Origin of the sequence: Rhodococcus sp. NPDC056516 (genome assembly GCF_042794655.1) — a bacterium.
GTDB lineage: Bacteria > Actinomycetota > Actinomycetes > Mycobacteriales > Mycobacteriaceae > Rhodococcus_F.
In genome coordinates this window covers 394,273-411,719 of record NZ_JBHTTG010000002.1, presented here as the reverse complement: position 1 = coordinate 411,719, position 17,447 = coordinate 394,273, and the positions used below count along the sequence as shown (strand labels likewise).

18 protein-coding genes are annotated in these 17,447 nt (G+C 63.0%); 14 read left to right on the top strand and 4 right to left on the bottom strand.

The genetic code is table 11. The annotated features are described in order from the left end of the window. Positions 1 to 45 precede the first annotated feature (45 nt). Positions 46 to 933, top strand: coding sequence for an acyl-CoA thioesterase II (gene tesB, locus ACFQ6Y_RS06910; RefSeq protein ID WP_378630482.1), 888 nt, complete (start codon positions 46 to 48; stop codon positions 931 to 933). Continuing rightward, positions 933 to 1,538 (top strand): pyridoxal 5'-phosphate synthase glutaminase subunit PdxT, encoded by a 606-nt coding sequence (pdxT, locus tag ACFQ6Y_RS06905; protein WP_378630477.1) that lies wholly within the window; start codon positions 933 to 935, stop codon positions 1,536 to 1,538. The genes tesB and pdxT overlap by 1 nt, the downstream gene beginning before the upstream one ends. A 23-nt stretch (positions 1,539 to 1,561) precedes the next feature. On the opposite strand, the gene ACFQ6Y_RS06900 is transcribed toward pdxT, so the two are convergent. Both ACFQ6Y_RS06900 and ACFQ6Y_RS06895 read right to left on the bottom strand, forming a co-directional pair. Then, positions 1,562 to 2,239: a response regulator gene (locus ACFQ6Y_RS06900; protein ID WP_378630472.1), complete on the bottom strand. Its 678-nt coding sequence runs from the start codon at positions 2,237 to 2,239 to the stop codon at positions 1,562 to 1,564. Next, positions 2,194 to 3,408: a sensor histidine kinase gene (locus ACFQ6Y_RS06895; RefSeq protein ID WP_378630439.1), complete on the bottom strand. Its 1,215-nt coding sequence runs from the start codon at positions 3,406 to 3,408 to the stop codon at positions 2,194 to 2,196. Before ACFQ6Y_RS06895 ends, ACFQ6Y_RS06900 begins: the two co-directional genes overlap by 46 nt. A 111-nt stretch (positions 3,409 to 3,519) precedes the next feature. On the opposite strand from ACFQ6Y_RS06895, the gene ACFQ6Y_RS06890 reads away from it, so the two are divergent. Together ACFQ6Y_RS06890 and ACFQ6Y_RS06885 are read left to right on the top strand one after the other, a co-directional pair. Further along, a complete protein-coding gene (locus tag ACFQ6Y_RS06890; protein ID WP_378630434.1) occupies positions 3,520 to 3,720 on the top strand; it encodes a hypothetical protein in 201 nt (66 codons plus the stop codon). A gap of 1 nt (position 3,721) precedes the next feature. Next, positions 3,722 to 4,432, top strand: coding sequence for a GAP family protein (locus ACFQ6Y_RS06885; RefSeq protein WP_378630430.1), 711 nt, complete (start codon positions 3,722 to 3,724; stop codon positions 4,430 to 4,432). Here ACFQ6Y_RS06885 and ACFQ6Y_RS06880 read toward each other — a convergent pair. Beyond that, positions 4,420 to 5,337 carry a hypothetical protein gene (locus tag ACFQ6Y_RS06880; protein WP_378630427.1) on the bottom strand — a complete coding sequence of 306 codons (918 nt, stop codon included), beginning with the start codon at positions 5,335 to 5,337 and terminating at the stop codon, positions 4,420 to 4,422. The genes ACFQ6Y_RS06885 and ACFQ6Y_RS06880 overlap by 13 nt on opposite strands. Further along, positions 5,334 to 5,690, bottom strand: coding sequence for a GntR family transcriptional regulator (locus tag ACFQ6Y_RS06875; protein ID WP_003943322.1), 357 nt, complete (start codon positions 5,688 to 5,690; stop codon positions 5,334 to 5,336). Before ACFQ6Y_RS06875 ends, ACFQ6Y_RS06880 begins: the two co-directional genes overlap by 4 nt. A gap of 145 nt (positions 5,691 to 5,835) precedes the next feature. Here ACFQ6Y_RS06875 and ACFQ6Y_RS06870 point away from each other — a divergent pair, with 145 nt between their 5' ends. The 10 genes from ACFQ6Y_RS06870 to ACFQ6Y_RS06825 all read left to right on the top strand — a co-directional run bounded on the left by ACFQ6Y_RS06870 (position 5,836) and on the right by ACFQ6Y_RS06825 (position 17,416). Next, complete coding sequence (locus ACFQ6Y_RS06870; protein WP_230817251.1) at positions 5,836 to 6,588, top strand: YebC/PmpR family DNA-binding transcriptional regulator; 753 nt, start codon at positions 5,836 to 5,838, stop codon at positions 6,586 to 6,588. Between the two features lie 125 nt (positions 6,589 to 6,713). After that, positions 6,714 to 7,283 (top strand): crossover junction endodeoxyribonuclease RuvC, encoded by a 570-nt coding sequence (ruvC, locus tag ACFQ6Y_RS06865; protein WP_243617247.1) that lies wholly within the window; start codon positions 6,714 to 6,716, stop codon positions 7,281 to 7,283. Beyond that, complete coding sequence (gene ruvA / locus ACFQ6Y_RS06860; RefSeq protein WP_003943318.1) at positions 7,280 to 7,879, top strand: Holliday junction branch migration protein RuvA; 600 nt, start codon at positions 7,280 to 7,282, stop codon at positions 7,877 to 7,879. Before ruvC ends, ruvA begins: the two co-directional genes overlap by 4 nt. Then, positions 7,876 to 8,973, top strand: a complete 1,098-nt coding sequence (gene ruvB, locus ACFQ6Y_RS06855; RefSeq protein ID WP_378445879.1) for a Holliday junction branch migration DNA helicase RuvB — start codon at positions 7,876 to 7,878, stop codon at positions 8,971 to 8,973. Before ruvA ends, ruvB begins: the two co-directional genes overlap by 4 nt. Before the next feature lie 138 nt (positions 8,974 to 9,111). After that, positions 9,112 to 9,459 carry a preprotein translocase subunit YajC gene (gene yajC / locus ACFQ6Y_RS06850; protein ID WP_230817254.1) on the top strand — a complete coding sequence of 116 codons (348 nt, stop codon included), beginning with the start codon at positions 9,112 to 9,114 and terminating at the stop codon, positions 9,457 to 9,459. A 197-nt stretch (positions 9,460 to 9,656) separates the two neighbouring features. Further along, entirely contained in the window at positions 9,657 to 11,378 is a 1,722-nt protein-coding gene (gene secD / locus ACFQ6Y_RS06845; RefSeq protein ID WP_378630423.1) for a protein translocase subunit SecD, read from the top strand. Continuing rightward, the gene (secF, locus tag ACFQ6Y_RS06840; protein WP_378630420.1) at positions 11,375 to 12,598 is read left to right on the top strand and encodes a protein translocase subunit SecF; all 1,224 of its coding nucleotides are present in this window, start codon (positions 11,375 to 11,377) and stop codon (positions 12,596 to 12,598) included. Before secD ends, secF begins: the two co-directional genes overlap by 4 nt. Positions 12,599 to 12,600: 2 nt before the next feature. Further along, positions 12,601 to 14,331, top strand: a complete 1,731-nt coding sequence (locus ACFQ6Y_RS06835; RefSeq protein ID WP_378630416.1) for an ABC transporter substrate-binding protein — start codon at positions 12,601 to 12,603, stop codon at positions 14,329 to 14,331. Next, positions 14,328 to 14,906: an adenine phosphoribosyltransferase gene (locus ACFQ6Y_RS06830; protein WP_251012150.1), complete on the top strand. Its 579-nt coding sequence runs from the start codon at positions 14,328 to 14,330 to the stop codon at positions 14,904 to 14,906. Before ACFQ6Y_RS06835 ends, ACFQ6Y_RS06830 begins: the two co-directional genes overlap by 4 nt. A gap of 98 nt (positions 14,907 to 15,004) precedes the next feature. Next, positions 15,005 to 17,416 carry a RelA/SpoT family protein gene (locus tag ACFQ6Y_RS06825; RefSeq protein WP_378630412.1) on the top strand — a complete coding sequence of 804 codons (2,412 nt, stop codon included), beginning with the start codon at positions 15,005 to 15,007 and terminating at the stop codon, positions 17,414 to 17,416. Positions 17,417 to 17,447: the final 31 nt, after the last annotated feature.

The window sequence follows — 17,447 nt, the reverse complement described above, 5'->3', positions numbered from 1 at the left end:
CTAGTGCGGCGGTCTGTGTAGGCGGTCAATGTTTCCGGAGGACTCATGGTTGGTATCGAGGAGATCCTCGCGCTCGAACACCTGGAGAAGGACATCTTCCGCGGTGCGGTCCATCCCACTGCACTTCAACGGACGTTCGGCGGGCAGGTTGCCGGGCAGTCGTTGGTTTCTGCCGTGAGCACCGTCGACGAGAGCTACCACGTGCATTCGTTGCACGGATACTTCCTGCGCCCGGGAAACCCGAAGATTCCGACGGTCTACCTGGTGGATCGCATTCGCGACGGTCGTTCGTTCTGCACGCGTCGGGTCAATGCGGTCCAGGACGGTAAGACGATCTTCACGATGTCGGCCTCGTTCCACGTCGACGACGAAGGCATCGAGCACCAGGATCGGATGCCCTCGGTTCCGGCTCCGGAGGACTTGCCGGACGCGCAGACCGTTCCCAAGTTGGCGGAATCGCAGTTTTACCAGGAATGGAAAAACTGGGACATCCGAATTGTGCCGGCCGAGCAGAGTGTGTCAGCGCCGGATCTCGCCGCGCAACAACGCGTGTGGATGCGCTACCGCGAGGCTCTGCCGGATCGTCCGCTGCTGCACATCTGCACGCTTGCGTACCTCAGTGACATGACCCTGCTCGGAACTTCGAAAGTCCCGCACCGCGGCGTGAAGACGCAGACTGCTTCGCTCGATCACGCGATGTGGTTCCTGCGTCCGTTCCGGGCCGACGAGTGGTTGCTCTACGACCAGACGTCGCCGTCGGCAGGTTTTGGTCGCGCGCTCACTCAGGGGCGTATCTACGATCGCGATGGCAACATGGTGGCAGCGGTGGTTCAGGAGGGTTTGACGCGTCTCGAACGCGAACCCGACAGCAGTGCGAACGAGAACAGCCGTGAGAACGAGAACAGCCGTGAGAACAAGACAGGAACTGTGTGATGACGCGTCCGTTGATCGGTGTACTCGCCCTGCAAGGTGATGTTCGCGAACACCTTGCCGCACTCGATGATTCGGGAGCGGACGCAGTCGGTATCCGGCGACCCGAGGAACTCGACAAGGTCGACGGAATCGTGATCCCGGGTGGCGAATCCACCACCATGAGCCGGCTTCTGCAGGTTTTCGAGCTGCTGGAACCGCTTCGTGATCGACTCCGCGGCGGGCTGCCGGCTTACGGATCGTGTGCCGGCATGATTCTGCTCGCCAGCGAGGTACTCGACACCCGGCCGGACGCCGAACATCTCGGCGCCATCGACATGACGGTGCGCCGCAACGCTTTCGGTCGTCAGGTCGATTCCTTCGAGTCCGACCTGGAGTTCGAGGGAATCGTCGGTGATCCCATCCGCGCAGTCTTCATCCGCGCACCGTGGGTCGAGCGGGTCGGTCCGGGTGTTGAGGTGCTCGCGCAGGTTCCCGCCGCGGCGGGGGAGGCCGCGGGCCGGATCGTCGCGGTTCGGCAGGGCTCGGTGATCGCCACTTCGTTCCATCCCGAGGTCACCGGGGACCGTCGAGTCCACGAGATGTTCGTCGATCTGGTGCGCGGCTAGGGCGCTAGTTCACTTCGGCTGAACTACAGCTCCAGTTCGCGGGCAAGGATCGCCGCCTGGACGCGTGAGGTGAGGTGCAGCTTCGACAGAACTCGCGACACATGCGACTTCACCGTCGGAGCACCGACACCGAGTTCACGCGACAGTTCGGCGTTGGACAGACCCATACCCAGTAGAACGAGCACTTCGCGTTCGCGATCGGTGAGCTCGCTCAGTCCGAGCGGCTCGGCAGGCTTGGGAGTGCGCTGAACGAACTCGCCGATCAGTGCGCGTGCGGCTCGGGGAGCGAGCACCGCATCGCCGCCCGCGACATTGCGGATGGCGCTGGTCAGCTCGTCCGCTGTCGCGGTCTTGAGCAGGAAGCCCGATGCACCAGCGCGCAGAGCTGCGAAGACGTATTCGTCGAGGTCGAAGGTGGTCAACACGAGAACTCGGCTGCGGGTCGTACCGATGATCTGACGGGTCGCTTCGATGCCGTCGGTGCCCGGCATCCGGATGTCCATCAGTACGACGTCGGGTTGATGCGTGCGAGTGACGGTGATCGCCGACGCGCCGTCTCCCGCTTCTGCAACGACATCGATGTCGTCATGCTGCCGCAGGATCATCGACAGGCCGGAGCGGATCGCGGCGTGGTCGTCGACCAGGGCGACGGTGATCACCGATCCGTGCCGTTCGGTGTGTGGACCGGTAGCTGCGCACATACCGTCCATTCTCCGTCGACCGGAAGTGCGTCGAGTGAACCGCCCAACAGCTCGGCACGATGACGCATGTTTGCAAGCCCGCGCGTTCGTGCCCGCGGACTGGATATGTCGGGACCGATGGGGTTTCGGATCTCGATCTGTAATGCATTGTGCTGGAGGGAGATCGACATCGAGATCGGCGCGCCCGGCGCATGCTTGAGTGCGTTGGTCAACGCTTCCTGGGTGATTCGATACGCCGTGTGATCGACCACGCTCGGCAGCTCGGCGGCGTCGACGTCGATCGCTACATCCACTGCGCTGCCGGTGGCACGGGCCGCGTTCAGTAGAACGGGCAACTCGGTAAGCCGCGGGGGAGAGGAACGCGGGTCAGGCGTCTCGCCGTCCCCGGCGTGAAGCAGTTCGATCATCGACCGCATCTCGGAAAGCCCCGCGAGGCTGCTCGATCTGATCGCCCCTACCATTTCCCGCAAGCCATCGTCTGGTTCACCCCGTTCAGTGGAGAGAGTAGCGGTGGAGAGTGCAGCTTCGGAGTGGATGGCGATGGCAGAGAGGTGGCTTGCGATCACGTCGTGCAGATCCCGCGCCATGGTTGCGCGTTCGTGAGCGACCGCGGCTTCGCGGTCCAGAGCGGCGAGTGCTTCGTGGACTCTGGAACGCTCGCGTTCTGCCTCGGTCAGTTCGACTTGTCGACGGATGACCAGTGCCCACCACACCGGCATACCGAAGAACAGAGCGGTCACGACGCCCGCCCCAGCCGCAGCGCGGACGTCCCTGGTGGACAGGTAAACGAGTGCGGTGAGCGCGGCAACCGTCACCGCGGTCAGAGAACACACCACTCGGCCCAGCCGCGCCGTCCCGTACAGAACTGCGGCGTAGGTGAGATCCGAGAGGACCAACCACATCGGCAGAGTGGGGCCAAGGGCGGCATCGACCGCGACGATGACGGCCCCCGCCGCCAAGGCCGTTGCCGGGCGCATCCGCCGAAACGAGTCGATCGCACACAGCATGGCCAGCATCCCGATCCGAACCCCGACGGGAACGTCGGCGACACCTCCGACATCGGTCCACATTTTGTACAGGCCGACGAGGTAGAGAACTACCCCGATCGCGAACAGGCCGATGGCGATGAGCGGATCGTTCCACTTGCCGACGCTCCGACTTCTGGTCACCACAGACTTATCAGAGCACATCGAAGCCTCTGACTTGTCATACCAAATGATGAGGTCGGCGTTGTTCCGACGGCTGATGCGCGGATCCGAGCGAGACGACACGCTCGAGGTATGAAAATTCGTTTCGAGATGATGATCGGCATTCTCCTCGTCGTCGGGGGCGGTTGTCTCTGGCTGTTCGCGCGTGACGCCGAGTTCTTCTGGTTTCGCGGCGGGCCACTCGGGGTGATTTTGGCGATCATCGGTGCTTTCGACATCGTGAACGCAGTCCGGACGAGGGGCACGGTGACACCCGAGCGTCGACACGACTGACGTGGAACTAGTCCTTCTGACGACCCTGGGCGGCCTCGCCCTGTTGGACAGTACAAGCATCGGAACGTTGGTCGTCCCCGTGTGGATGTTGTTGAAACCGGGACGGCCGCAGGTTCGCAGTCTGCTGACCTACCTAGTAGTGATCACGACGTTCTATTTTGTTGTCGGGGTAACCGTCTGGACGACGGCCCGCGTGGGCATGCCGGTTGTCGCCCCGCTTCTCGACACTCCGGTAGCTCGCGGGGCGCAGCTGATTCTCGGTATCGCGTTGTTCGCGTCGAGTTTTCGATTCGACTCCGAAAAGCGGCGCACATCCGGTCAGGCCGATCGAACGCACGCCTGGCGGGAGCGGGTACTCGATTCGAGTCGTTCGGCGAGAAGCGTCGTACTTCTGGCCATTGCAGCCGGAACCGCCGAATTGGTGACGATGCTGCCCTATTTGGCGGCGATCGCGATGATCACAGCGGCTGGGCTGTCCTCAGTCATGTCGGCGTCGATACTTGCCGGTTACTGCCTGATCATGGCGGCACCGGCAGTCATTCTTCTGTGCGGTCGGCTCGTGGCCGGGAACCGCCTGGACAAGCCGCTGCGCCAGGTGGACTCGTTGATGTCTCGCTACGGCGACAGTGCGATCGGATGGGTGTTCGGCATTGCCGGCTTCTACCTCGCCGGCAATGCCGCTGCTGTGTTGTTCGTGAATCAACCAGCCTGAACCAGCGAATTGATCAGCTTCACACCGTCTTCGGGGTGATCGACGGTCACGGCGAACAGTCGTCCGTTCTCGAGAGTGACCACTATCGCCTCACCCGAGCGGAGAGTGACGGCCGTTCCGCGCGGTGTGATCCGGTAACCCCATCCACCCCATTCGGCCGGACGTATCGAATCGACCGATGCGGACTTCACCTTCGAGATGGGGATTTTCTTCCATCGAACGCCCCAGGAACTGATGCCGAGACCGTGGCGGTCCACGCGCACGGTGACCGAAGCGAAAGCCGTGATCGCGAGGGTCGACACACCCAGAACCACGGCAACCCACCAATCCGAATACGCGGCAGTGGCGATCACGAGCACTACGAGGCCGGCGGTGAGGATCCACGGCCAGATGCTGCGGACCTGCCCGACCCACACTGCACGTTCGGAGGCCGCGAGCGGCGTGTCCAGCGTCGGGGTCGGAAGTGGTGTCTCAGGGTCGCGTTGCTGCTCAGGCAGTGCATACGCCAGAACTCCGACGAGCACGGCCGCGATCGGCGCAAGAATCCACCAACCGATACGTGCGTCTTCCGGTGCTCCGGCGTCGATCGTGAGGGCGACGCTCAGAATCCAGATCGTTGCCAACGTCGCACTCGAGATCGAGGTGACGGCCAGAAACAGGGGCGCGTTGGTGCTCGAACGGGCCGCGACAACACACGCGAAAACGACTGCCACCAGTGAAAGCGCCAGCGCGATGGTGAAGAACGTCGTTGTGGTGCTGAACCCGTCCGGGTTCGATCCGGACCAATGGCTCGCGACGGTCTCGGGTAGGCGGTCGCCCCACGCGAAGCGCGCGAGAACCAGGATCAGGGTCGGGATCAGAGTCAGTGAGGCTGCTGTCCAGAGTCGGATCTTGCTGGTCGTCATTGTGTGCTGGTCTCCTTGATGAGGTCGAGCATGTGCGCGGTGTCGAGTCCCAGATTTCGGGCCTGCCGAACGAACTCGCGTGCAGATTCGTTGAGAGCCGTTCTTCCCGAGTCGAATTCGGCGCGAATGACGGCGCCACGTCCGCGTCGGAGGTCGATCAGGCCTTCGTCGCGGAGTGTTGCGTACGCACGAAGGACCGTATGGAGATTGACGTCGATCGACTCGGCGAGAGCGCGAGCGGACGGCAGTCGATCGCCCGGGCCGATTTCGCCGCGGATGACCGAGCCACGAACCCCGGCGGCAATCTGTTCCGCGAGTGGAGTTGTGGAGGCGTGATCTATTCGCACCAACATGTTTGCATTCTATGCAAACAATGCTGTGTTTGGTCAATTCGTGTCGGGGGATGCAGCGAGTTGTGACGTGGGACGGGTAACATCGGCAGAGCTGAAAGACGCGCATTCGGCGTGCGCAACGCAGCAGGAAAGGGGCTTGAATCGCATGAGCGGCCACTCAAAATGGGCCACCACCAAGCACAAGAAGGCTGTGATCGACGCACGTCGTGGCAAATCCTTCGCGAAGCTGATCAAGAACATCGAGGTGGCGGCACGAACCGGCGGTGGCGATCCCACGGGCAACCCCACCTTGTTCGACGCCATCCAGAAGGCGAAGAAGACGTCAGTTCCCAATGACAACATCGAGCGTGCGCGCAAGCGCGGCGCCGGTGAAGAAGCGGGCGGCGCAGACTGGCAGACCATCATGTACGAGGGCTACGGACCCAACGGCGTCGCCGTTCTGATCGAGTGCCTCACCGACAACCGCAACCGCGCAGCCGGTGAAGTTCGCACCGCGATGACCCGCAACGGTGGCAACCTCGCTGACCCGGGTTCGGTCTCCTACCTGTTCGCTCGCAAGGGCGTCGTCACGCTGGAGAAGAACGGCCAGTCGGAGGACGACGTCCTGATGGCTGTGCTCGACGCCGGCGCCGAAGAGGTCACCGATCTCGGTGAAACCTTCGAAATCGTCAGTGAGCCACAGGATCTGGTTGCCGTACGTTCGGCACTGCAGGAAGCCGGCATCGACTACGACTCCGCCGAAGCCGATTTCCGCGCTTCCGTCGAGGTTCCGCTGGATGTCGACGGCGCTCGCAAGATCTTCAAGCTCGTCGACGCACTCGAAGACTCGGACGACGTGCAGAACGTCTACACCAACATCGATCTGTCCGACGAGGTTCTCGCGGCCCTCGAAGACTGATTGCCTTTCAACTCAGCCCGGCCCTGACGTCCTCGTCACGGCCGGGTTGCGTGTTGATGCGGGGCAGTAGTCCCGCGCACCGCTAAGCTATCGAACAGCTGTTCGGTATGGAGAGGTGTGACAAAGTGCGCGTGCTCGGAGTGGACCCAGGCTTGACTCGCTGCGGGTTGGGTGTGGTCGACGGGAGCAACGGCAGGAAAGTGCGCCCCATTGCCGTCGACGTGGTGCGGACCCCGGCAGAGATGGATCTCGGATCTCGGCTCCTACGGATTTCCGATGCGGCTGAACTGTGGATCGAGCAGTACAAGCCGGAGGTTGTCGCGATCGAGCGTGTGTTCGCGCAGCACAACGTCAGTACCGCGATGGGGACGGCGCAAGCAGGTGGAGTTGTGGCGCTCGCTGCCGCCAGACGCGGAATCCCGGTGTGTTTCCACACGCCCAGCGAGGTGAAGGCCGCCGTCACCGGTAGCGGTAACGCAGACAAGGCGCAGGTCACCGCGATGGTGACTCGAATCCTGAATCTGAAGACGGCGCCGAAACCGGCCGACGCCGCCGACGCTCTGGCGCTGGCGATCTGTCACTGCTGGCGAGCGCCCATGATCGAGCGAATGGCCCGCGCCGAGGCGATGGCCGCCGAACAAATGCGTAAGTATCAGGCAAAATTGGCCGAGATGAAGAAGGCAGGTTCACGATGATCGCGTCGGTACGCGGCGAGGTACTCGATATTGCGCTCGACCATGCGGTCATCGAAGCGTCGGGTGTCGGCTATCGGGTCAACGCCACCCCTGTGACGCTCGGTGCGCTCCATCGCGGAAGCGAAGCGCGCCTGTTCACGACGATGATCGTTCGCGAAGACTCGATGACGCTCTACGGATTTTCCGACACCGAGTCGAAGGACCTGTTCAGCCTCTTGCAGACGGTCTCGGGAGTCGGGCCGCGCCTGGCGATGGCAACTCTCGCAGTTCTCGAACCCGACGCATTGCGGCGTGCACTGTCGGAAGGCAACCTGACGGCGTTGACGAGGGTCCCCGGCATCGGCAAACGTGGTGCCGAGCGCATGGTCGTCGAATTGCGCGACAAGGTCGACGCGGTTGCGACGACGGCCGGCGCGGCCTCCGGTGTCGTCGCCGGTAGTTCGATCCGCGATCAGATCGTCGAAGCTCTCGAAGGTTTGGGTTTCCCGATCAAGCAGGCCGAGCAGGCCACGGATTCGGTTCTGGCGGAATCGCCCGAGGCCACTACGTCGGTAGCACTGCGTTCGGCCCTGTCGCTGCTCGGTAAGACTCGATGAACTTCGATCCGATCGACGATTTCGACGACGAATCGCAGGTCTCTGCCGAATTGGTGGCGGGAGACGGCGACGTCGAAGCAAGTTTGCGCCCCAAGAGTCTCGACGACTTCATCGGGCAGCCCCGGGTCCGCGAGCAATTGCAGCTCGTGCTCACCGGAGCAAAACTTCGTGGCAGCACGCCTGACCACATCCTGATGTCCGGTCCGCCCGGACTCGGTAAGACGTCGATGGCGATGATCATCGCGGGGGAGTTGGGCTCCTCCCTGCGGCTGACGTCCGGGCCGGCGCTCGAACGCGCCGGTGACTTGGCGGCGATGCTGAGCAATCTCGTCGAGGGCGACGTGTTGTTCATCGACGAGATTCACCGAATCGCTCGTCCGGCCGAGGAGATGTTGTATCTGGCGATGGAGGACTTCCGCGTCGACGTCGTCGTCGGTAAGGGGCCCGGCGCCACGTCGATACCTCTGGAGGTCGCACCATTCACGTTGGTCGGTGCGACAACCCGATCCGGTGCGCTAACCGGCCCGTTGCGCGACCGCTTCGGATTCACCGCGCACATGGACTTCTACGAACCCGAAGAGCTGCAACAGATTCTGATGCGCTCGGCGGGAATTCTGGGAGTCAATCTCGAAGTTGACGCCGGCGCCGAAATCGCGAGACGCTCGCGGGGGACGCCGCGTATCGCGAACCGATTGCTGCGACGGGTTCGTGACTTCGCGGAGGTTCGCGCCGACGGAATCGTCACCATGGACGTCGCTCAGGCCGCCTTGGCTGTCTACGACGTGGACCAGTTGGGCTTGGACCGACTCGACCGATCCGTCCTGAGTGCGCTGGTGCGTTCATTCGGCGGCGGGCCCGTCGGTGTGTCGACGCTGGCCGTCGCTGTGGGCGAGGAACCGTCGACGGTGGAAGAAGTGTGCGAGCCCTTCCTGGTCCGTGCCGGGATGATCGCCCGGACGCCGCGAGGTCGTGTGGCCACCGCCGCTGCCTGGACTCAACTGGGAATGACGCCGCCGCCGGATGCCGCCGCGGGCGGGATCGAGGTTCGCGTCAACGAACCGCAGGCCACGTTGTTCGATCCGAACGGAGCGTGAATTTCGATAGGAAAGGCCTCATTGGTCGGCCGATCTGTCAGGAATCCTCAGCAACTAATGGCACACTGGTGTATTGCGTAGGTCCATCCGGGGCCATCGCGGTGTAAAACGTGCAACACAACCGAGGTTGATCAACACATGTCGAGTTTGCTTTTCCCCCTCTTGATCCTCGCACTGCTCGTGCCCATGTTCCTGGGCATGCGTAAGCAGAAGAAGGCCTTGGCCGCGACTTCCGAGATGCAGGACTCGCTGCAGGTCGGCGATCGGGTGCAGACCACAGCCGGGCTCTACGCCACGATCGCTTCTCTAGGCGACGACACCGTTGACCTCGAGATCGCCGACGGTGTCATCACCACCTGGTCGCGTCTGGTCATCCGTGAGCGCGTCGTCGAGACGACCGAGACCGACGAGTACGACGACGACTCGATTTCCGAGATCGAAGAGTCTGCTACCGACACCGAAATCCGGCTCACCAAGGAGTCCTGACTTCGTCGACCTGGCACGTGTTCTAGAGTTGTGAACTCGGACACACGTCCAGATCGGTTTGTCCGTTCTTTCACCAGCAGCTCAGTTCAACCCGTTGATCAATCGTTGCAGTTCGAACGCCGCAGCTCGGGTGGTCGTAGACCACCCGAGCCGTGCACTTACTGAAGCTCTGCACCTACTGAGGAGACTTAAAGATCGTGGCACCTTCCACCGGAACGGTGCATCCGGTCCGCTACCTGGCCCTATTCGGGGTCTTGGTGGTGGCACTGTATGCCCTGGTGTTCTTCACTGGAGACAAGTCGGCCACGCCGAAACTCGGCATCGATCTGCAGGGTGGAACGCGCGTCACGTTGACCGCTCGTACCCCGGACGGTAGCGCTCCGAGTCAGGACAGTCTCAAGCAGGCGCAGGAGATCATCGAGACCCGCGTCAACGGTCTCGGCGTTTCCGGCTCCGAGGTCGTCGTCGACGGTGACAACCTCGTCATCACCGTTCCCGGAGACGACAGCGCACAGGCTCGCTCGCTCGGTCAGACCGCCCGCCTCTACATCCGGCCGGTGACCGGTTCGATCGACGTCGCCACCCGTGACGCGAGTCGGACGGCAACACCGGAGACACCAGCGGCCGAAACACCGGCCACCGGTGCTCCGGCTCCCGAAGCACCCACTGACGGGACCCAGACTCCCCAGAACCGTCCGTTCCTGGCTCAGGACCCGACAACTCCGGAGGCAACCCCTGCGCCGGAGACGACGACTCCGGCCCCCACCGGGGACGCGCCGAGCGACGGCACCGACGAAGGCGACGCAGCAGCAGCGGAAATCGCCGCAGCGCGCGCCCTCCGACAGAGCAGCGATCCGACCGTCCAGCAGCAAGCAGTGGCAAACCTCGACTGCTCCGTCGCAGACCCACTTCGTGGAAACGACGACCCGACCCTGCCGTTGGTCGCGTGCTCGCAAGACGGACTGAACATCTATCTCCTCGGTCCCTCGATCATCGACGGCCAGGAAATCGCCGACGCGTCGTCGGTCTTCAACTCGCAGCAGTCGCGCCACGAGATCAGCCTCTCGTTCAAGACAAGCGGCAGCAACACCTGGGCCGAGTTCACCTCAGCCAACATCGGCAAGCAGGCAGCGTTCACGCTCGACTCGAAGGTCGTCAGCGCTCCCACGATTCAAGGCGCAACGCCCGCGGGCAGCGCCACCTCGATCACCGGCAGCTTCACCGCGGACAGCGCGAAGGAATTGGCCAACACGCTGAAGTACGGTTCGCTTCCGCTCTCGTTCGCGGCTTCGGAAGCCGAGACGGTCTCGGCCACGCTCGGCCTGGCCTCGCTTCAGGCGGCACTGATCGCCGGCGCGGTGGGTCTCGTGCTCGTTCTGCTCTACTGCCTCGTCTACTACCGCATGCTCGGCGTCCTGACGGCGTTGTCGCTGATTCTCTCGGGAGTCATGGTTTACGCAATCATGGTTCTGCTCGGTAGATACATCGGCTTCACACTCGACCTGGCCGGTATGGCTGGTCTGATCATCGGTATCGGTATGACCGCCGACTCGTTCGTCGTGTTCTTCGAACGCATCAAGGACGAAATGCGTGAGGGCCGTAGCTTCCGCTCGGCGGTGCCACGCGGTTGGGCGCGAGCGCGTCGGACCATTCTTTCCGGCAACGCGGTGAGCTTCATCGCCGCTGCAGTTCTGTACGTGTTGGCGGTCGGCCAGGTGCGAGGCTTCGCGTTCACCTTGGGCCTGACAACCATCCTCGACGTGATTGTCGTGTTCCTCGTGACGTGGCCGCTGGTCAGCATGGCGTCCCGTTCGGCGTTCTGGTCGAAGCCCAGCGTCAACGGGCTCGGCGCAGTGCAAGAGGTTGCCCGCGAACGTAAGGTTGCCGCCGCTGCGTCGGCTAAGGAGACACGAGCATGAGCGAGTCCAACAACTCCCCGGTGGGGTCCGACAACAGTTCCTCGGCCGAGTCCACAGACGCCGCCGCCCGATCGGAGATCACCGACTCCGGCGTCGATCAGGGCGCGATGCCCAAGCACAGCTGGCTCTCACGGTTGTACACCGGAACGGGTGCGTTCGAGGTCGTCGGCAAGCGTCGCTTCTACTACGGACTGACCGGCGCTCTGGTCGCCATTGCGCTGCTGAGCATCATCCTGCGCGGGTTCACCTTCGGTATCGACTTCGAAGGCGGATCACGCATTCAGTTCCCGGCCGAGGGCGGAGTCGAGACGTCGGCGGTGGAAACCGTCTACTCCGACACACTCGGGTTCGAACCGGTCAGCGTGCAGACAGTCGGCTCGGGTGCCAGCGCCACCGTGCAGATCCGGTCGGAGACCTTGAATGCGACGCAGATCAACGATCTTCAGTCGGCGCTCTTCGACGAGTTCCAGCCCAAGGACAAGAACGGGAACCCGTCGGCGCAAGCCATCAGTTTCGCGGACGTGAGTGAAACCTGGGGCGGCCAGATCACCAAGAAGGCGCTGATCGCGCTGATTGTGTTCCTGGTGATCGTGAGTATCTACATCGCCATTCGCTTCGAGCGAGACATGGCGGTAGCCGCGATCGTCGCGTTGTTCTTCGACATCATCGTCACCGCCGGCGTCTACTCGCTCGTCGGTTTCGAGGTGACGCCCGCGACGGTGATCGGTTTGCTCACCATTCTCGGCTTCTCGCTGTACGACACGGTGGTCGTGTTCGACAAGGTCGAAGAGAACACCCGCGGTGTTCTGCACCTGACGCGCCGGACGTACGGCGAGCAGGCCAACCTCGCGGTGAATCAGACCTTGATGCGTTCGATCAACACGACCGTCATCAGTGTGCTTCCCGTGATCGCACTGATGGTGGTCGCGGTCTGGATGCTCGGCGTCGGCACACTCAAGGACCTTGCACTCGTTCAGCTCGTCGGCATCATCGTGGGTGCGTACTCCTCGATCTTCTTCGCGACGCCGCTACTGGTGTCGATGAAGGAACGCTGGGGACCCGTCGCCGCGCACACTCGTAAGGTGCTCTCCCGCCGGGCTACGCTGGCCGAGAAGGGTACGCAGGCGGTTGCCGTCGGTGCACCAGTTGCACGTCGTGCGCCGGTTGCTCCGCAGCCGGGTGCGCGGCCGACCGGAAAGCGAAACAAGAAGGGGCACTGAACATGCTCCCAAGAACACGCACACTGGTTCGATCGATGACGTTCGTTGCAGCCACCGCGGTGGCTTCGGGTTCGTTGGCGGCCTGCTCGGAAAGCGCCGAGCAGGTTCCGTCCATCGGATACGCCATCGACAACTCCATCACCACGTACAACGCCAATACGACAGCTGGGTCGGTGTCCGGAGCGATGGCCGCGTTCGGACGGGTGCTTCCCGGTTTCACGTTCACCGGTCCGGCGGGGGCGCCCGTGTCGGACACCGACATCGGAACGGCGTCGGAGTTGCCCGGTGACGTGCTCACCGTCTCGTACAAGCTCAATCCGGCTTCCGTGTACTCCGACGGGATTCCGATGTCCTGTGACGATCTGGTCCTCACGTGGGCGGCGTCAAGTGGCAAGTTCACCGAAGACGCCGAAGGTTCCGTGAAGCCCATGTTCGACACGGCAAACAATCTCGGTTACGCGGACATCGACCGGATCGACTGCCAGAGCGGATCGAAGGACGCGACGGTGTTCTTCAAACCCGGGCGATCGTTCACCGATTGGCGGTCGTTGTTCGGTGCGACTGCGTTGATGCCTTCACACGTCGTGACGCAGCGCACGGGTGTGAGCGACGTGGTGAGCGCGGTGAATGCCGGTGACACCGAAGCATTGTCGAAGATCGCGGACTTCTGGAACATCGGGTGGAACCTGACTCCAGGTCAGGTGGACACCTCGGTACTGCCTTCCGCCGGACCGTATCGAATCGACTCGTACAGTGCCGACGACGGTCTGGTGCTGGTCGCGAACGAGCGGTGGTGGGGTAACCAGCCGGCGACCGATCGCATCGTCGTCTGGCCACGTGGTGTGAATCTGAACGAGGATCTCGACAAGAACTCGATCGAGGTCGTCGACGTCGCTTCAGGGTCGGCGGGCGAGCTCGGTACTCCGTCCGGTTTCGACGTCCAGCAGATTCCGTCGCGGTCGATCGAGCAGTTCGTTCTCGCGACGTCTGGTTCTCTGGGCGAGGAAGCCGCTCGTCGAGCGTTCGCGCATTGTGTTCCGCGGACAGCGTTGTTCGAGAAGTTCGGTCAGACGGAGAATGCGCCGCAGGCCGGTTTGGGCTCCGGCGTGGTCGATTCGCGACTGATGGCGCCGGATTCACTGGTCTACAGTGACGCCGCTGCGGTCGACGGTGATCGGTACGCCAATTCCGACGTCGAGGCTGCGAAGACCTCGTTGTCGGAAGCGGGCCTCGACCAGTTGACCGTCCGAGTCGGGTACCTGGCGCCGGACCCGGTGCGGGCGCAGATCGTCTCCGAAGTAAAAGCAGCGTGCGCTCCGGCGGGAATCACGATCGAGGACGCGAGTAGCGACAGCTTCGATCCTGCGAGTCTGCAGTCCGGGGGCGTCGACGCTGTGCTTTCCGGCATGGCCGGCAAAGTCGGGGCGGGCGGAACAGCGAGCATGATCGACGCGCGCGGAGCGTTGCGATCGGGCAACGGCGCAAACCTCGGTAATTACGGAAACGCCAGGATCGATCAGATCATCGATCAGCTGAACGTGGATGCGAGCACGAGTGCGCAATTGGGACTCTCGGTGGAGGCGGAGAACATCCTCTGGACTCAGGTGCCTACGATTCCACTGTTCAATCAACTACGAACTGTCGCTGTAGCTCCAGGCATGTCGGCAGTCTTGGTCAATCCGACTCGGGCCGCTACCGGCTGGAACATGGACAGATGGGTACTACGCAGATGACCGTCTCGAATGGCGTTGCCTTGCACACGCCAGAAGAATTGATCGCCATCCACCGGGCCGCCGGAGACGCCGTTGTTCGGCTGACCCGCTGGGCAGACAATTTCCCGGGCCCTGGAGTGCGGTTCGCCGATCTGACTCCGGTGTTCGCCGACGCCGAGGGGTTCGGCGCCGTGCTCGACGCCCTAGTAGCCTGTGCCCCGGACGCCGACACGATCGCAGCCGTGGATGCCCGCGGGTTCCTGCTCGGTGCCGGCGCAGCCGCGAAGATGGGTGCTGGGGTGGTGGCCGTGCGTAAGGTCGGCAAACTGCCGCCGCCGGTGCTCTCTCGCTCGTACAGCCTCGAGTACGGATCGTCGACTCTCGAGATCCCGGCGAACGGCTTCGATCTCACCGGGCGGAACGTTCTGGTGATCGACGACGTTCTGGCTACCGGAGGGACACTCGAGGCGGCTGTACAGTTGGTTGAGTTGGGTGGAGCGAACGTCGTCGGCGTCGCAGTGGTGCTCGAGATCGAGGAATTGCGCGGTCGAGATCGCTTCTTGAAGTACCCACTGACATCCCTGGTGAAGGTCTGAGTATTAAAGTTGTCTCCTGGGGGTCGAGTTAGACCTCCAGGGCAATTACCCGATGCAGGGCGGTTGCCTCATCGAACTCGGTGGTAGGAGGTGGCGACATGACGTCGAATCTTGATCGATCACAGAACTCGGGTGCAGTGTCGCAGGAGACGGATGCAGTTTCGTCTCCGGAGACGACACCATCGAAGTCCGCGGCGCCCGACGACTCGGGATCTGCGCAAACTACCGGCAATCGGGGTGGGCAGAACCTGGCCGTGCCCGCCTCCGCCTCCCGTAGGGTGCGTGCTCGGCTTGCTCGGCGCATCACCGGTCAGCGCAACGCCACCATCCGCCCAGTGCTCGAGCCGTTGGTCAGCCTCCACCGTGAGCTGTATCCGAAGGCCGACCTCGCGCTGCTCCAGCGTGCGTACGACGTCGCCGAGGACAGACATTCGAGTCAGCGGCGCAAGTCCGGCGATCCGTACATCACGCATCCGTTGGCCGTCGCAAGCATTCTGGCCGAGTTGGGAATGGACACCACCACCCTCGTCGCAGCACTTCTGCACGACACCGTCGAGGACACCGGTTACTCACTAGAGGAGTTGACCAAGGACTTCGGTGACGAGGTCGCTCACCTCGTCGACGGCGTCACCAAACTCGACAAGGTCGTTCTCGGCACGGCCGCCGAGGGCGAAACCATCCGCAAGATGATCATCGCGATGGCGCGGGACCCGCGCGTGCTCGTGATCAAGGTTGCGGATCGTCTGCACAACATGCGCACGATGCGATTCCTGCCGCCCGAAAAGCAGGCGCGCAAGGCGAGAGAGACTCTCGAAGTCATTGCGCCACTTGCACATCGACTCGGTATGGCTACCGTCAAGTGGGAACTCGAGGACCTCTCGTTCGCGATCCTTCACCCGAAGAAGTACGACGAGATCGTTCGACTGGTCGCAGATCGCGCGCCCTCTCGTGACACCTATCTGGCCAAGGTTCGCGCCGAGATCAACTCGACTCTGTCAGCCTCACGGATCAACGCCATCGTCGAGGGCCGGCCCAAGCATTACTGGTCGATCTATCAGAAGATGATCGTCAAGGGTCGCGACTTCGACGACATCCACGATCTGGTCGGCGTCCGCATTCTGTGCGAAGAAGTGCGTGACTGTTACGCCGCGGTCGGCGTTGTCCACTCGCTGTGGCAGCCGATGGCCGGTCGCTTCAAGGACTACATCGCACAGCCGCGCTACGGCGTCTACCAGTCGCTGCACACCACCGTCGTGGGACCGGAAGGCAAGCCACTGGAGGTCCAGATCCGGACCCAGGACATGCACCGGACCGCCGAGTTCGGTATCGCCGCGCACTGGCGGTACAAGGAGACCAAGGGCAAGCACGCGGGCGACATCGCCGAGGTCGACGACATGGCGTGGATGCGTCAGTTACTCGACTGGCAACGAGAAGCGGCCGATCCGGGGGAGTTCCTCGAATCGTTGCGTTACGACCTCGCGGTCAAGGAGATCTTCGTCTTCACGCCGAAGGGTGACGTCATCACGTTGCCTGCCGGATCGACTCCCGTCGATTTTGCATACGCCGTGCACACCGAGGTCGGGCACCGATGCATCGGTGCCAGGGTCAACGGCCGATTGGTCGCGCTGGAGCGAACTCTCGAAAACGGCGAAGTGGTGGAGGTCTTCACGTCGAAGGCCGCAACCGCCGGGCCGAGTCGCGATTGGCAGACGTTTGTCGTCTCCCCGCGCGCCAAGGCGAAGATCCGACAGTGGTTCGCGAAGGAACGGCGCGAGGAGGCGCTCGAGTCCGGTAAGGATCAGATCGCGAAGGAAGTCCGCCGCGTGGGACTTCCGTTGCAGCGGTTGATGAATGCCGAATCGATGAGCACGATCGCGCACGAGCTTCGTTATCCCGATGTCTCCGCGTTGTACACGGCCGTAGGCGAGAGTCAGGTGTCGGCGCACCACGTCGTGCAGCGCCTGGTTGCTCATCTGGGCGGCGTCGGCGCGGTCGAGGAGGAACTGGCCGAGCGTTCGACGCCGTCGACCATGCCGATGCGCACACGCAGCACGGGCGACTCCGGAATTCTGGTTCCGGGGGCTCCCGGCACGGTGGCAAAACTTGCGAAGTGTTGCACGCCGGTTCCAGGCGATTCGATTCTGGGCTTCGTCACACGCGGCGGAGCAGTCAGCGTGCACCGTACCGACTGCACCAACGCTAACTCGCTCCACGATCAGTCGGAGCGAATCATCGACGTCGAATGGGCACCGTCAGCGACCTCGGTATTCCTGGTCGCGATCCAGATCGAAGCGCTCGATCGTCATCGGTTGCTCTCCGACGTCACCAAGGCGTTGGCCGACGAGAAGGTGAACATCCTGTCTGCCTCGGTCACCACCTCCGGCGACCGGGTGGCGATCAGCAAGTTCACCTTCGAGATGGGCGACCCGAAGCACTTGGGTCATGTGCTCAACGTGGTTCGCAACGTGGAAGGCGTCTACGACGTCTACCGCGTGACTTCGGCCTCGTAAACTGCTGTGCGCCTTTATTAACCGCGGGCGG

Excerpts from the sequence above, each read along its gene's own strand:
- ACFQ6Y_RS06890 (WP_378630434.1), top strand. The coding sequence starts at position 3,520 with ATGAAAATTCGTTTCGAGATGATGATCGGCATTCTCCTCGTCGTCGGG.
- ACFQ6Y_RS06835 (WP_378630416.1), top strand. The coding sequence starts at position 12,601 with ATGCTCCCAAGAACACGCACACTGGTTCGATCGATGACGTTCGTTGCA.
- ACFQ6Y_RS06830 (WP_251012150.1), top strand. The coding sequence starts at position 14,328 with ATGACCGTCTCGAATGGCGTTGCCTTGCACACGCCAGAAGAATTGATC.
- yajC (WP_230817254.1), top strand. The coding sequence starts at position 9,112 with ATGTCGAGTTTGCTTTTCCCCCTCTTGATCCTCGCACTGCTCGTGCCC.
- ACFQ6Y_RS06870 (WP_230817251.1), top strand. The coding sequence starts at position 5,836 with ATGAGCGGCCACTCAAAATGGGCCACCACCAAGCACAAGAAGGCTGTG.
- secF (WP_378630420.1), top strand. The coding sequence starts at position 11,375 with ATGAGCGAGTCCAACAACTCCCCGGTGGGGTCCGACAACAGTTCCTCG.
- ACFQ6Y_RS06900 (WP_378630472.1), bottom strand. The coding sequence starts at position 2,239 with ATGTGCGCAGCTACCGGTCCACACACCGAACGGCACGGATCGGTGATC.
- ruvA (WP_003943318.1), top strand. The coding sequence starts at position 7,280 with ATGATCGCGTCGGTACGCGGCGAGGTACTCGATATTGCGCTCGACCAT.
- ACFQ6Y_RS06825 (WP_378630412.1), top strand. The coding sequence starts at position 15,005 with ATGACGTCGAATCTTGATCGATCACAGAACTCGGGTGCAGTGTCGCAG.
- ACFQ6Y_RS06875 (WP_003943322.1), bottom strand. The coding sequence starts at position 5,690 with ATGTTGGTGCGAATAGATCACGCCTCCACAACTCCACTCGCGGAACAG.
- tesB (WP_378630482.1), top strand. The coding sequence starts at position 46 with ATGGTTGGTATCGAGGAGATCCTCGCGCTCGAACACCTGGAGAAGGAC.
- ruvB (WP_378445879.1), top strand. The coding sequence starts at position 7,876 with ATGAACTTCGATCCGATCGACGATTTCGACGACGAATCGCAGGTCTCT.
- ACFQ6Y_RS06880 (WP_378630427.1), bottom strand. The coding sequence starts at position 5,337 with ATGACGACCAGCAAGATCCGACTCTGGACAGCAGCCTCACTGACTCTG.
- pdxT (WP_378630477.1), top strand. The coding sequence starts at position 933 with ATGACGCGTCCGTTGATCGGTGTACTCGCCCTGCAAGGTGATGTTCGC.